Annotated in this window: 10 protein-coding genes; 8 read left to right on the top strand and 2 right to left on the bottom strand. The window is 63.9% G+C overall.

Annotated features, from left to right (window positions below; genetic code table 11):
• Positions 1 to 166 precede the first annotated feature (166 nt).
• Both HA399_RS08160 and HA399_RS08155 read right to left on the bottom strand, forming a co-directional pair.
• Positions 167 to 1,216, bottom strand: a complete 1,050-nt coding sequence (locus tag HA399_RS08160; protein ID WP_404326788.1) for a substrate-binding domain-containing protein — start codon at positions 1,214 to 1,216, stop codon at positions 167 to 169.
• Positions 1,216 to 2,151 carry a formate dehydrogenase accessory sulfurtransferase FdhD gene (locus HA399_RS08155; protein ID WP_404326929.1) on the bottom strand — a complete coding sequence of 312 codons (936 nt, stop codon included), beginning with the start codon at positions 2,149 to 2,151 and terminating at the stop codon, positions 1,216 to 1,218. Before HA399_RS08155 ends, HA399_RS08160 begins: the two co-directional genes overlap by 1 nt.
• A 208-nt stretch (positions 2,152 to 2,359) precedes the next feature.
• On the opposite strand from HA399_RS08155, the gene HA399_RS08150 reads away from it, so the two are divergent.
• The 8 genes from HA399_RS08150 (at position 2,360) to HA399_RS08115 (ending at position 12,137) form a co-directional block, all read left to right on the top strand.
• Positions 2,360 to 2,917: a DUF3305 domain-containing protein gene (locus tag HA399_RS08150; protein WP_404326787.1), complete on the top strand. Its 558-nt coding sequence runs from the start codon at positions 2,360 to 2,362 to the stop codon at positions 2,915 to 2,917.
• Entirely contained in the window at positions 2,914 to 3,699 is a 786-nt protein-coding gene (locus HA399_RS08145; RefSeq protein ID WP_404326786.1) for a DUF3306 domain-containing protein, read from the top strand. Before HA399_RS08150 ends, HA399_RS08145 begins: the two co-directional genes overlap by 4 nt.
• A gap of 520 nt (positions 3,700 to 4,219) precedes the next feature.
• On the top strand, positions 4,220 to 6,136 hold the full coding sequence (locus HA399_RS08140; protein WP_404326785.1) for a 4Fe-4S dicluster domain-containing protein: 1,917 nt from the start codon (positions 4,220 to 4,222) through the stop codon (positions 6,134 to 6,136).
• Between the two features lie 4 nt (positions 6,137 to 6,140).
• Positions 6,141 to 6,917 (top strand): molecular chaperone, encoded by a 777-nt coding sequence (locus HA399_RS08135; RefSeq protein WP_404326784.1) that lies wholly within the window; start codon positions 6,141 to 6,143, stop codon positions 6,915 to 6,917.
• Between the two features lie 85 nt (positions 6,918 to 7,002).
• Entirely contained in the window at positions 7,003 to 7,230 is a 228-nt protein-coding gene (locus tag HA399_RS08130) for a twin-arginine translocation pathway signal (RefSeq protein WP_107334842.1), read from the top strand.
• A 214-nt stretch (positions 7,231 to 7,444) separates the two neighbouring features.
• Positions 7,445 to 10,291, top strand: a complete 2,847-nt coding sequence (locus tag HA399_RS08125) for a molybdopterin-dependent oxidoreductase (protein WP_082388779.1) — start codon at positions 7,445 to 7,447, stop codon at positions 10,289 to 10,291.
• Positions 10,292 to 10,421: 130 nt separating this feature from the next.
• Positions 10,422 to 11,081, top strand: coding sequence for a formate dehydrogenase FDH3 subunit beta (gene fdh3B / locus HA399_RS08120; protein ID WP_043333544.1), 660 nt, complete (start codon positions 10,422 to 10,424; stop codon positions 11,079 to 11,081).
• A 9-nt stretch (positions 11,082 to 11,090) separates the two neighbouring features.
• Positions 11,091 to 12,137: a formate dehydrogenase subunit gamma gene (locus tag HA399_RS08115; protein ID WP_394805753.1), complete on the top strand. Its 1,047-nt coding sequence runs from the start codon at positions 11,091 to 11,093 to the stop codon at positions 12,135 to 12,137.
• Positions 12,138 to 12,381 lie beyond the last annotated feature (244 nt).

Genomic DNA, 12,381 nt, shown 5'->3' with positions numbered 1-12,381 from the left:
CAAAACAATGACTTGCTTGACCATGCTCGCCGTCAGCCCGAAATAAAAAAAATCGCCCACTAGCCATGCGCTAATGGGCGATTTTTCTGGATGTCGTAAAGACACTCATGGCTTGCGCCGAGTCCTGACCGCCAGCACCCGCTGGGTGTTCAGCGTACCGAGCACTTCAATCGTGCTGTGCGGCATCGCCGCGCCAGATCAACTGACCGCATTCGCGCAGATCATAGCCACCGAGGGATTGCGCCAGCTGGATACCATTCGGCGTGGCCAGATAGTCCAGCAACCCCTGGAAGAGATCGCGGAAGTAGACATTGCGCGGTACCACCAGGTCGAAGGCCTCTTCACAGACCGGCACGAAGCCGAGGCCGAACTCATTGGCGGCCGACAGCGTACCGGGGCCGACGTCCACCTCGCCCCGCGCCACCATCGAGGCCACTTCACGCTCGGAATAGGCGATCGCCAGGGTGTTGAGCTGCTCGGCACGCATCTGATGGCCAGACAGCCACTCCTGCAGGAAGCGCTGCGAACCGGCCCCCTCCTGTCGCACCGCCCAACGCCGCTGCGAACCGAACAGGCCGCTGGGGTCGATGGACAGATGTCGATCGTCGTTGCGGATGATCAGCCCCTGGGTACGGCGCGCAAGCCGCACCATCACCCACTGACGATAGCCATCATGCCCGCGAATCAGCGCCGGATGACGCAGCGCCGCCTCCTCCGCACGCCCCCAGTGAATGGCGCAGACATCAGCCCGCCCCTGGCTGAGCAGATCAAGCCCCAGACGCGTGCCGGTGACGCTCATGCCATAGAAGGCGCTACCGGCGTGCTGCTGATTGAGACGCATGGAGAGCGCAGCCAGCAGCGGGTCATCACTGCCGGTGATCATCAGGCGATCCGCCAGCACACCATGATGGCTGGACTCGAGAATCCATTGCTCCACCAGGCGCCGCGGAAACAACCACTTGCCGGTCACCTTGGTCGCCGGCATGGTGCCGTCACTGGCCAGCTGATAGATCTTCTTCTCGTTGAGGTGCAGCAGGCGCGCAACTTCCTGCACCGTCAGAAAGGGGTTGTCGTGGGGGACCGGAGCCTGCCGGCCGGTGGCCGCATTCAGGGCCTCGCCTGAAGACTCAGCGACAGAGCCACCTGAAGGTGCGCCGAGTTCAGAGGAAAAGCTCTGTGAGGGTACGACGCCCAGCGGCGAAGAAAGACGACTCATCACTGCGCCCCCTTGTCATGTCCGGCTGCGCCGTCTGCTGAAGATGGCTTGCCTGACGCGTCATGGCGCGATGACTTGAGAGCGTCGCCGGCACGCAGCGGCGGGATGGCGTCCAGCACCAGCCGCTCGGCAGGGTCCACCGCCTGGAAGTGGCGCCCCTTGGCGCGCGCGATCAACAGCACGCCAAAGCGTTCCGCCAGCTCCACTCCCTTCTGCGTGACGCCCGAACGCGAGACCAGCACCGAGATCCCCGCTTGAGCCACCTTCAGTACCATCTCGGAAGTCAGACGACCGGTGGTGTAGAAGATGTTGGCCCCCTGATAATCACTGGCATCATCACTCAGGGGCGCCAACCAGCTCAGCCCCGCCAGCGTATCGACGGCGTTGTGGCGGCCGACATCCTCGATGAACGCCAGCACTTCATCATCCCGACACAGGGCGCAACCGTGAACCGCACCGGCCTTGCGATAGGTCGCGTTGTGCGCTGCCAGCGCCTCCAGCAGGCGATACAACAAGGCCTGACTGAAGGGGCCTGCGTCCAGCGCGGCCAGTGATTGGCGCTCCAGCAGATTGCCGAACACCGTGCCCTGCCCACAGCCGGTGGTCACGGTGCGCTTGCCGAGGCGCTGCTCGATATCCTCGGGCAGATGACGCGTCACCACCGAGGCGCTCTCGACTTCCCAGTCAACCTGCAGCGCCTCGAGGTCCTCAAGCTCACCCAGCAGGCCCTGATTGCGCAGATAACCGGCCACCAGCGCCTCAGGTTCGGCACCCAGAGTCATCAAGGTGACGATCTCGCGTCGATTGAGATAGATGGTCAGCGAGCGCTCGGCGGCAATGGACTGCTGATGGCGCTCACCGCGCTCATCCATGACTTCGATGTCCAGCGTGGTGGGTAGTGTGGCGCGACTGATCGCTGGCCGTGCAGAGGGCATCATGAACTCGGGTCTCCCTGATCGAGCCGGTTGGAATGGCAATTCTTGCGCTGAATCGCCGTAGAGTACCAGTCCGATGGCTGAGCTGTCCCCGCACTGACTGATGGTGACCCTGATATCGCATGCGCCGGCATGTATCTTGCACACTAGCACCATCGCAGCATTCTTTTCAGACCCGCTTGCGGGTACAGCAGTGAACAAGGAAGCCATGTCTGAATCCATCCCTCCCCGCAGTGACGACACCCGCTGGTTGAGCGTCACCCTGGCACCCACCACGCAGAAGCTGGGGCGCTTCAGCATCGACACCTGGCGGATTGCCGACCTCTCGCCCTCTGCAACGCCAGAGACGGACTCGCACGTAGCAGAGCCTGCCGCCGCTGATGAAGTAGCGCATCGCCGCATCCTGCCGCTGCAACTTCACCTGACTGAGCGCACCGATTACCGCTACAACCTGCGCTGCGAGCAGCCGCGTCTGTTCGTCCAATGCGATGAGCGCGAAGCCGACGGCATGCAGCCCCGCGTGGTGACGGCCTGTCAGGAAGTGGCATCGCATTGGATGGATGGCGACCAGCTGGTGCTGGACGTGCCGATGCCACCGGCCTTGATGGTGTGGCTGGAAGCCTACCTCGCGCGTCACGGCGAACGACTCGACGAAGGCAAGAAGAAGAAACGCAAGGGCGCCGGGCGCGCCAGTCAGGCAGAGCAGCACGCCGCGACGCCCAGCAAGCCGCATCAGCCCGGTGATGGTACGGAAAGCACGTCATGAGCCAGCATGACGATAACGCAAGTCGGGCCAATGAAGGCCTGTTCTCGCGCTGGTCACGCCGCAAGCAAGGCGACAGCCGCCGTGAAGACCAACTGGCACAGCCGGACAGCACCGAGGTGACCAAAGGCGACAGCCTCCCGCCGTCACAGGCGGGAGTCGTCTCTGACAACAGCGTTGACACCCCTGCAGCGCGCGACTCGCAGCACGAAGCCCTGGGCTGCGATAGTCCCTCCTCGGCAACAGAACACGCAGCACAACCGGCATCAGCCGAGAGCGATCAGCAGGCATCGGACGCTGACAACGCTGAAGCGCCAGTCATCGAGCTGCCAGACCCCGACACCCTGACTCCAGACGCCGACATCAGCGCCTTCATGCAGAGCGGCGTGGACCCGGCGCTACGCCAGCGTGCGCTGCGACGTATCTTCATGGGGGGCGAGCACTCGGTGCGCGATGGGCTGGATGACTACGACCAGGACTTTTCCCAGATGCGCCCGCTCGCCGAAGGTGTCGCCGACACGCTGCGCAGCTGGACCCGCAAGGTCGAAGAAGGCCTGGAAAAGCTCGATGAGGCAAGCGAGACACCCCAGGTGGATACGACGCTGGAGACAGACGACCAGATCGCCGAGCAGGCGCCTGACGGTGAGGCGCCAGTGGACGAGTCACACGCGACGCCCAGCGACGAGATACTCGAGTCGCCTGACCCGCAAGCGATACCAGCAGAAGACTCGCGCGAGCCAGCTCCCGCGTCAGATGATGACAGCGGCGTCCGCCATAAGCCGTGACCCGGGGCTGGCCCCATAAACGCCTCCATCGCCAGAGATGAGCGTGTCAGGGCTCAGGACGCCAGGGCGTCAGGATGACGCGCCGCACAACCAGCATGAGTCATTATGACCCACGAGCAAGCCGGACACGTCTGACCGAGGTCATCCTGATGCCTCATGAGTCACCCTGACGCGCCTCATCAAGGCGCACTCACTGCAACGCACATGCAAGATTCAGCATGACATGCCAACCCTTGAAGATGATGACGGACGTCAACCGTCTGCGCTGATGAGTGCCTGCGCGACCTGACCGCGCCCCTCTTCTCACTGGGCGTGAAAACGTCAATGTCATCAACAGCATGCAAAGATGGTTGGCCTGTCATGAATCCCCCACTGAACGACTGTCGATCGCCGACCCGGCCCTGACCGCGAAAGACCGCGAGAGACCGCGAGAATCAGCGACGACCGGGACCTGCATCATCCGCCTGCCACCTGACGGCAGCTTGCATGCAAGGTCCGCCACGACCGAATAAGGATGAGGATGCTCAGCTCAAGCCTCGAGAGCGCTCAGCGCGCCCTCAATCAACAAGCACGCCAACGCGCCCTGTCATCCGCCATGGGTGGCTCGCCTACCTCAAGTCTGCCGCTGTTGGCGACGGATGCCGGTAGCGCCCCCATCCGCTATCACAGTCAGGGACGCACCGTGATCATCGGCAGCGAAGCGCGAGTGCGAGCACTGGCGAGTCTGCTGACCCGCCTGCCGGCCACCGCTCAGCTGCCGGTGGCACTCTTGATCAGTGAGCAGGACAACAGTGCGCTGGTGACGATGGATGAACAGCATCTCGCCGCCAGTGAGTCGCTGCCTGTGCACAGTGCCCCGCGTGACATGCTCGCGCTGAGCGGTCACCTCGGCCAGTTCAGCCTTGCCAGTGATGGCGTCAATCTGGCCGCCGCACTGGTGCCGCAAGGTACCGGCAGCGCGACCCATTTCGACCTGATCGCCGACCTGTCCAGCCAGCCGCTCAACCAGGCGGAACTGCCACCGCCCGGCTATCTGCAAGCCGGCGCGGACATCATCGCCGAGCTGGATCAGCTGGTCGCCGATGCCGAAGCCTACCAGCAATTACTGTCACAGCTGACCGCCTGGGCGATGCAGTTCGCGGGCCTGATCGGCAACTTCGACAAACCGAATTACGTGACCGTCAATCTCGATACCTGCGCGCATTCCAGTGCCGGCAATATCGGCTGTACGCGTTGCCTGTCGTCGTGCAGCGCCGATGCCATCTTCTCGGTGGCCGGTCGCCGCAATGCGCATATCGAGATTGACCCCTACCTGTGCCACGGCGCGGCCAGCTGCGTCAGCGCCTGCCCGACCGGCGCGCTGAGTTTCACCCAGCCCCCGGCCGAGCAGCGCATGGAGCAGATCCAGCGCCTGCTGGAGCGCTATCAGGATGGCGGTGGCCTCTACCCGCTGCTGCGCTATCGCCTGGAACAATCCCCTGCCTCGCAGACTGCCCTGGCGAGTGTCGACCAGGAGCGCTGCCTCGACATCACCCTCGAGGAAATCTCCGCCACCGGGCACGACGAGTGGCTGGCCGCTCTCGCGCTCGGCGCGACGCAGGTCATCGTCGAACTGCCCCATGACCTGCCTGCAGGCCAGCACCAGCAGCTCGATAGCGAACGGCGCCTGGCAGTGACCCTGCTCGACAGCATGGGGCTTGCCAATGCGGCCAGTGGCGAGCCGCGCATCCGCTTCGTCTCTTTGCCGTCCGCCCTGCCACAAATGGATAGCAACGAGGCTGACCCCCTGCCTCTGATCACGCCGCTGTGTGTCGCTCTGGCACCGGGCGCTGACAGCGAAGAAGAGCAGCAGCCCAGCCAGCCGATCGCCCGTGACTGGCTGCTGGGTCAGCCGCAGGCACGCCCCGGCAAGCGCGAACGCCTCAATCGGGTGCTCGATCACCTGGCGACCCTGTCGGTCGCGGACCTGGCACAGGACAGCGTCGCCGTGCCGACTGGCGCGCCCTTCGGCGTGGTGAACGTCGACAGCGACAACTGCACGCTGTGTCAGGGATGCGTCGCCGTCTGCCCGACTAGCGCCCTTTCGGCCAATCGCACGTCGCCTGCACTATCCTTCACTCAAGGTGACTGCGTGCAGTGTGGCCTGTGCGAGCAGGCATGCCCGGAGCAGGTCATCACCCTGACGACTGGCTTTGCTCCGCAGCCCGACGTGCGCCGCGAACCGCAGCTGATCAAGCAGGATGTGCCCTTCCCCTGCATCAGCTGTGGCACGCCGTTCGGCTCCACCGCCACCATCACGGCGATGCAGACCAAACTGGCCTCGCATGCCTACTTCCAGGGCGATGGCGCACTGCGCCTGAAGATGTGCAGCGACTGCCGCGTCAAGGACATCTGGCACGAAATGGCACGTAATCCCGATGCCCAACTCAAGGTTTGAGCCAATGACATCACCCACGTCGACTCCCGACGACTTTGCAGCAGGTGGGACTGACGATCGTGCACCTGACACCCCTGCGGCCGACTCTCTGATAAGCCATAGTGAAGAACAGCAGGCATTGCGCGCCGACCTCTACCGGCTGCTGGCGCGGCTGTTGCGCGCGGCGCCGGATGCGGAACTGATCGACTTTCTGGCCGAACTCGACCATGACGCCATCAGCCTGCCCGGGGCCGCCGAGCAGCAACTGCCGCGCGCGCTGGCGTCGCTGTCATTGGCCGCCCGCGTCAGCGACTCGCGCCGTCTGGAAGACGACTTCTTCCAGAGCCTGGTAGGCGTGGTGCAGGGCGAGGTAGTGCCCTACGCCAGCTGGTACCTCACCGGCTCGCTGATGGAGATGCCGCTGGTCGCCCTGCGCCAGGACCTGAAACGTCTCGGCTTCGAACGCCAGAGCGATGTGCATGAGCCCGAGGATCATCTCGGCGCACTGTGCGAAGTGATGGCCATGCTGATCGATGAGGTGCCCGGCGAGCAGGTCAATTTCTTCCGCCGCCATGTGGCCAGCTGGGGCGAGCGCTGCTGCGCCGACCTCGCGGGACGCGAGAGCCCCTTCTATGCCGCCGTCGGCTACCTGGGGCAGGCCTTCCTGCGGGCAGAGCGCCTGAACCTCGGTGACTCGATCCCGCTGCATGCGGCGACCGAAAACAACTCTGGCGAGCAGGTGACGGCCGAGGCCGTCCAGCTCGTCACGCCAGCCAGTGTGGCGCCCGACGCAAGACACTGATGTCACGCATGACGTGAAGCAACATTAGAGACTGCAACGCTAACCTTCTCGCATCACCCAGCAGCATTGCCGACAGGAGATCAGCATGAAGACTGATGACGCAAAAGACAGCCATAACCAGGCGCGCCAGGGGCGCCGCAAATTCCTGCGCGTACTGGGCGCCAGCACCGTAGGGGTTGCCGCAGCAGGGTCATTGGCCGGTGCCGTGATTCCGGACCAGGCCGCGCCAGAGGCCCCCGTCAAGGACAAGGGCACTGACAATTATCGCGAGAGTGATCACGTCAAGGCCTTCTACGCCACGCTGCGTGACTGAATGCTAGACAGACAGTGCCCTGAGCCTGCGCCATGCGCGCGGCCAGCGGCCTGAACAACGGGCAGCGCGGAGAGGTTTCCGCCCGCCATCGACAGTGACAAGTCGGCACGGATCAGGACTGCCCCTGATCTGAAAGACCGCCGCTCCCGACATTGCCCCCTGACCCGCTCGCGCGGCCCGGGCAATGATTCGGGTGACGAGGAGAGATGATGTCATGCGACTGACCCCCACCCCCTCTGCCAAAGAGACCTCAGGACTCGGTATCAACCGCCGCCAGTTCCTGAAACGCAGCGGTGTCGCCACCGGCGGCCTTGCCGCCGCGAGCTTCATGGCCGCCCCGATGATGAAACGCGCCGAAGCCAAGACCGAAGTGTCTGATGCGCCGGTCGAGACGAAGCGCACCATCTGCTCACACTGCTCCGTGGGCTGCGGCGTCTATGCCGAGGTCCAGGAAGGTGTCTGGACCAAGCAGGAACCCGCCTTCGATCACCCCTTCAACCGTGGCGCGCACTGCGCCAAGGGCGCATCGCTGCGTGAGCATGGTCACTCTGACCGTCGCCTCAAGTACCCGATGAAGCTCGAAGGTGGCAAGTGGAAGAAGCTCTCCTGGGAGCAGGCCATCGAGGAAGTCGGCGACAAGGTGCTCGAGCTCACCAAGGAGCACGGCCCCGATAGCATCTACTGGCTGGGCTCGGCCAAGTTCAGCAATGAACAGGCCTACCTGATGCGCAAGTTCGCGGCCCTGTTCGGCACCAACAACGTCGATCACCAGGCGCGTATCTGTCACTCCACTACGGTGGCCGGGGTCGCGAACACCTGGGGCTACGGGGCGATGACCAACTCCTTCAACGACATGCACAACTGTCGTTCGATCCTGTTCATCGGTTCCAACCCGTCCGAAGCGCATCCGGTGGCCATGCAGCACATCCTGCTGGCCAAGGAGCGCTCCAACGCCGAGATCATCGTCGTCGATCCGCGCTTCACGCGGACCGCCGCCAAGGCCAACAAGTACGTGCGCCTGCGTCCGGGCACCGATGTCGCCTACATCTGGGGCCTGCTGTGGCACATCTTCGAGAACGGCTGGGAAGATGAGGCCTACATCCAGCAGCGTGTCTACGGCATGGATGAAGTGCGTGCCGAAGTCGCCAAGTTCCCGCCGGCGGAAGTCGAGCGCATCACCGGCGTAGCCGAGGCCGACATGCTCGACGTCGCACGCCGCCTGTCCCAGAACCGTCCGGGCAGCGTCGTGTGGTGCATGGGCGGCACTCAGCACACCACCGGCAACAACAACACCCGCGCCTACTGCATCCTGGAACTGGCACTGGGCAACATCGGCAAGTCCGGTGGCGGCGCCAACATCTTCCGTGGCCACGACAACGTCCAGGGCGCCACGGATCTGGGCCTGATGTCCCACTCCCTGCCGGGCTACTACGGCCTCTCCGAAGGCGCGTGGAAGCACTGGTCCAAGGTCTGGAACGTCGACTTCGAGTGGATCCAGAACCGCTACGACCAGACCGAATATCACGACGGCAAGCCGATGCACACCAACGGCATCACCGTCTCGCGCTGGGTCGATGGCGTGCTCGAGAACCCGGACCGCATCTCCCAGCGGACCGCGCTCAAGGCGATGTTCTACTGGGGCCATGCCGTCAACTCCCAGACCCGCGGGCCGGAGATGAAGAAGGCGATGGCCAAGCTGGACATGATGGTGGTGGTCGACCCCTACCCGACCATCGCCGCCGTCATGCACGACCGTACCGACGGCGTCTACCTGCTGCCGGCCGCGACCCAGTTCGAGACCACCGGCAGCGTGACCAACTCCAGTCGCTCCCTGCAGTGGCGTGATCAGGTCATCGAGCCGATGTTCGAGTCCAAGCCTGACCACGAGATCATGTACCTGCTGTCTCGCAAGCTGGGCTTCGCCGACGAGCTGTTCCGCAATATCAAGGTCGAGGGCAGCGTGCCCGTCGTCGAGGACATCACGCGCGAGTTCAATGCCGGCATGTGGACGGTGGGTTACACCGCCCAGAGCCCTGAGCGCCTGAAGGCACACCAGCAGAACTGGCACACCTTCGACTTCGAGACGCTCAAGGCCCGCGGCGGCCCGGCCAACGGCGACTTCTACGGCCTGCCCTGGCCGTGCTGGGGCACGCCGGAGATGGGGCACCCGGGCTCGCCCATCCTGTATGACACCTCCAAGACGGTGGCCGAGGGTGGCGGCAACTTCCGCGCGCGTTATGGCGTTGAGCACAACGGCACCAACATCCTCGCGGAAGGCTCCTGGTCCAAGGGCGCCGAGATCGAGGATGGCTATCCGGAGTTCACCGACAAGCTGCTCAAGCAGCTGGGCTGGTGGGATGACCTGACGGCCGAGGAAAAGCAGGCGGCGGAAGGCAAGAACTGGAAGACCGATCTCTCCGGCGGCATCCAGCGCGTGTGCATCAAGCATGGCTGCATGCCGTATGGCAATGCCAAGGCGCGCGCCCTGGTGTGGACCTTCCCGGACCCGATCCCCAAGCACCGCGAGCCGCTTTATACCGCGCGTCGCGACCTGGTGAAGGACTACCCGACCTGGCCGGATTCCGAGTCCATCTATCGCCTGCCGACGCTCTATGCCTCCATCCAGGAGAAGGACGTCAGCGCCAAGTACCCGATCACCCTGACCTCGGGCCGCCTGGTGGAATACGAAGGGGGTGGCGAAGAGACACGCTCCATTCCGTGGCTGGCCGAGCTGCAGCAGGAGATGTTCGTCGAGATCAATCCGGCACTGGCCAATGACCAGGGCATCAAGGACGGCGACATGGTGTGGGTCGAGGGCGCTGAGGGCGGCCGCGTCAAGGTGATGGCGATGGTCACCGAGCGTGTCGGCCCGGATGTCGTCTTCATGCCCTTCCACTTCGGTGGGCATTACGAAGGCGAATCCCTCGAGTCCCGCTATCCGGAAGGCACCGTGCCCTATGTGCTCGGTGAATCGGCCAATACCGCGACCACCTACGGCTACGACCCCGTGACCCTGATGCAGGAAACCAAGGTCACCTTGTGCCGCGTCAGCCTCGCCTGATTCGAGTGACAGCCGCGTCTCGATGACGCGGCCCGGACGCAGCGCAAGACACGATCGGACGTATCCGTTACCAGAATCATCCGGCCTGTTGACCGAGGAACCCGGCGACAGGCCGTGAAGGAGAAGCACCATGGCCCAGATGAAATTTTTGTGTGATGCAGAGCGCTGCATCGAGTGCAATGGCTGCGTGACAGCCTGCAAGAACGCCAACGAGACCGAGTGGGGCGTTCAGCGCCGCCGCGTGGTGACCCTGGACGACGGCAAGCCGAGTGAAGTCTCCATCTCGGTGGCGTGCATGCATTGCGATGACGCGCCGTGCATGGCGGTCTGCCCCACCGACTGCTTCTACAAGACCGATGACGGCATCGTCCTGCACGACAAGGACATCTGCATCGGCTGCGGCTACTGCCTGTACGCCTGCCCGTTCGGCGCCCCGCAGTTCCCGCAGCAAGGCGCCTTCGGCGAGCGCGGCAAGATGGACAAGTGCACCTTCTGTGCCGGTGGCCCGGCCGAGAGCCCGGAAGAAGAGTTCGAGAAGTACGGCGCCAACCGCATCAGCGAAGGCAAGCTGCCGCTGTGCGCCGAGATGTGCTCCACCAAGGCCCTGCTGGCCGGCGATGCCGAGACCGTCTCCGACATCTTCCGTCAGCGTGTGGTCTACCGTGGCCATGAAGACGGCGCCTGGTCGCCGGTCGACAAGGCCAGCCATCCGGAGACGTCTGCCAACCTGACCACCAGCAGCGTTCAGCAGGCGGACCACCTGGCCTACGACGCAGCCCGCAAGGGGTAAGGAGGCGACATGCGCGCGCACTTTACAGCTTCACGGTTGACCGTGGTCGCCATGTTCCTGTGCCTGATGCTGGCCAGTCTCTGGCTGGCTCCTCAGGCACTGGCCGCGAACCCTGACGGCGAGATCGGTCAGGCGGTCGGCACGGTGGACGCCGATACCTGGCGGCAGGTCAAGGATGGGGGCAACTCCATCGACAGCCGACATGACTCCAACTACAGCCTGATCAACCAGAGCGGCGAGACCTGGCGTCAGATCCGCAATCGCTGGATCTCACCGGGTGGCCTGATCGCACTGGGTGGCATGCTGGCCGTGCTGGTGATCTTCTACCTGCTGGTGGGACGCAACAATCTGGACCACCCGCGCAGCGGCAAGCTGATGCTGCGCTGGACGGCGCTGGAGCGTGCCATGCACTGGACGCTGGCGACGCTGTTCCTGACGCTGGCCATCACCGGCATCAATCTGCTGTGGGGCAAGTTCGTGTTCCGCAATGTGTTCGGGGACGTGTTCTGGGCCAACATGATCATGGCGACCAAGGTGATCCACAACTATGTGGGGCCCCTGTTCTCGATCATGCTGATCCTGGTACTGGCCAAGTGGCTGAAGCTCAATCTTCCCAGGAAGCATGACCTTGACTGGTTCCGTCAGGGCGGCGGCATGATGAAGGGCAAGCATCCGGATGCCGGCTTCGCCAATGGCGGGGAAAAGGCCTGGTACTGGATTCTGGCGACGGTCGGCCTGGTAGTGATTGCCAGCGGGCTGGTGCTGGACTTCCCGATCTTCGGCCAGACGCGTGACAACATGCAGTGGGCCAATGTCTTCCACGGCATCGCCTCGCTGATGCTGATCGCGGTGTCCTTCGGCCACATCTATATCGGCACCGCCGGTACCGAAGGCGCCTTCGAGGGCATGAAGACCGGCTATGTCGATGAGACCTGGGCCAAGCAGCACCACAATCTGTGGTACGACGAGGTCAAGCAGGCCGAAGCGGCAGACCCGGCAGCAGACCCCGCCACGGCGCCTGACGACAGCCTGGCACGTCAGCAGCGTCCGAATTAGCGCGGCGTCAGACATCCTCTGGATGAGTGAAAATACGCCCGGTCAGGTTCGCCTGCCGGGCGTTTTCGCTTGCCCGAGCACACTTTTTCGCGACTCTGCCACCCACTGGCACTCCACCGGCCAACCCGCCTGCCAATCCGTCTGCCAAACCACAGACCAAACCACAGGCGTGCAGCGCTGGTTCACAGCTCTGCATTAGTTGCGTAAAGTTTCAGATATCCCGCCTGGGCCCACCAGGCACCCC

Source organism: Cobetia sp. UIB-001, from assembly GCF_044789135.1.
Classification (GTDB): Bacteria; Pseudomonadota; Gammaproteobacteria; order Pseudomonadales; family Halomonadaceae; genus Cobetia; species Cobetia amphilecti.
Note: the sequence above shows the minus strand (reverse complement) of the source record. Positions and strands in the feature narration are given on the sequence as shown.

What these genes read in the sequence shown, in the direction of transcription:
- HA399_RS08150 (WP_404326787.1), top strand. Translation starts at nt 2,360, where the DNA reads ATGTCTGAATCCATCCCTCCCCGCAGTGACGACACCCGCTGGTTGAGC.
- HA399_RS08125 (WP_082388779.1), top strand. Translation starts at nt 7,445, where the DNA reads ATGCGACTGACCCCCACCCCCTCTGCCAAAGAGACCTCAGGACTCGGT.
- fdh3B (WP_043333544.1), top strand. Translation starts at nt 10,422, where the DNA reads ATGGCCCAGATGAAATTTTTGTGTGATGCAGAGCGCTGCATCGAGTGC.
- HA399_RS08130 (WP_107334842.1), top strand. Translation starts at nt 7,003, where the DNA reads ATGAAGACTGATGACGCAAAAGACAGCCATAACCAGGCGCGCCAGGGG.
- HA399_RS08140 (WP_404326785.1), top strand. Translation starts at nt 4,220, where the DNA reads ATGCTCAGCTCAAGCCTCGAGAGCGCTCAGCGCGCCCTCAATCAACAA.
- HA399_RS08155 (WP_404326929.1), bottom strand. Translation starts at nt 2,151, where the DNA reads ATGCCCTCTGCACGGCCAGCGATCAGTCGCGCCACACTACCCACCACG.
- HA399_RS08145 (WP_404326786.1), top strand. Translation starts at nt 2,914, where the DNA reads ATGAGCCAGCATGACGATAACGCAAGTCGGGCCAATGAAGGCCTGTTC.
- HA399_RS08135 (WP_404326784.1), top strand. Translation starts at nt 6,141, where the DNA reads ATGACATCACCCACGTCGACTCCCGACGACTTTGCAGCAGGTGGGACT.
- HA399_RS08160 (WP_404326788.1), bottom strand. Translation starts at nt 1,216, where the DNA reads ATGAGTCGTCTTTCTTCGCCGCTGGGCGTCGTACCCTCACAGAGCTTT.
- HA399_RS08115 (WP_394805753.1), top strand. Translation starts at nt 11,091, where the DNA reads ATGCGCGCGCACTTTACAGCTTCACGGTTGACCGTGGTCGCCATGTTC.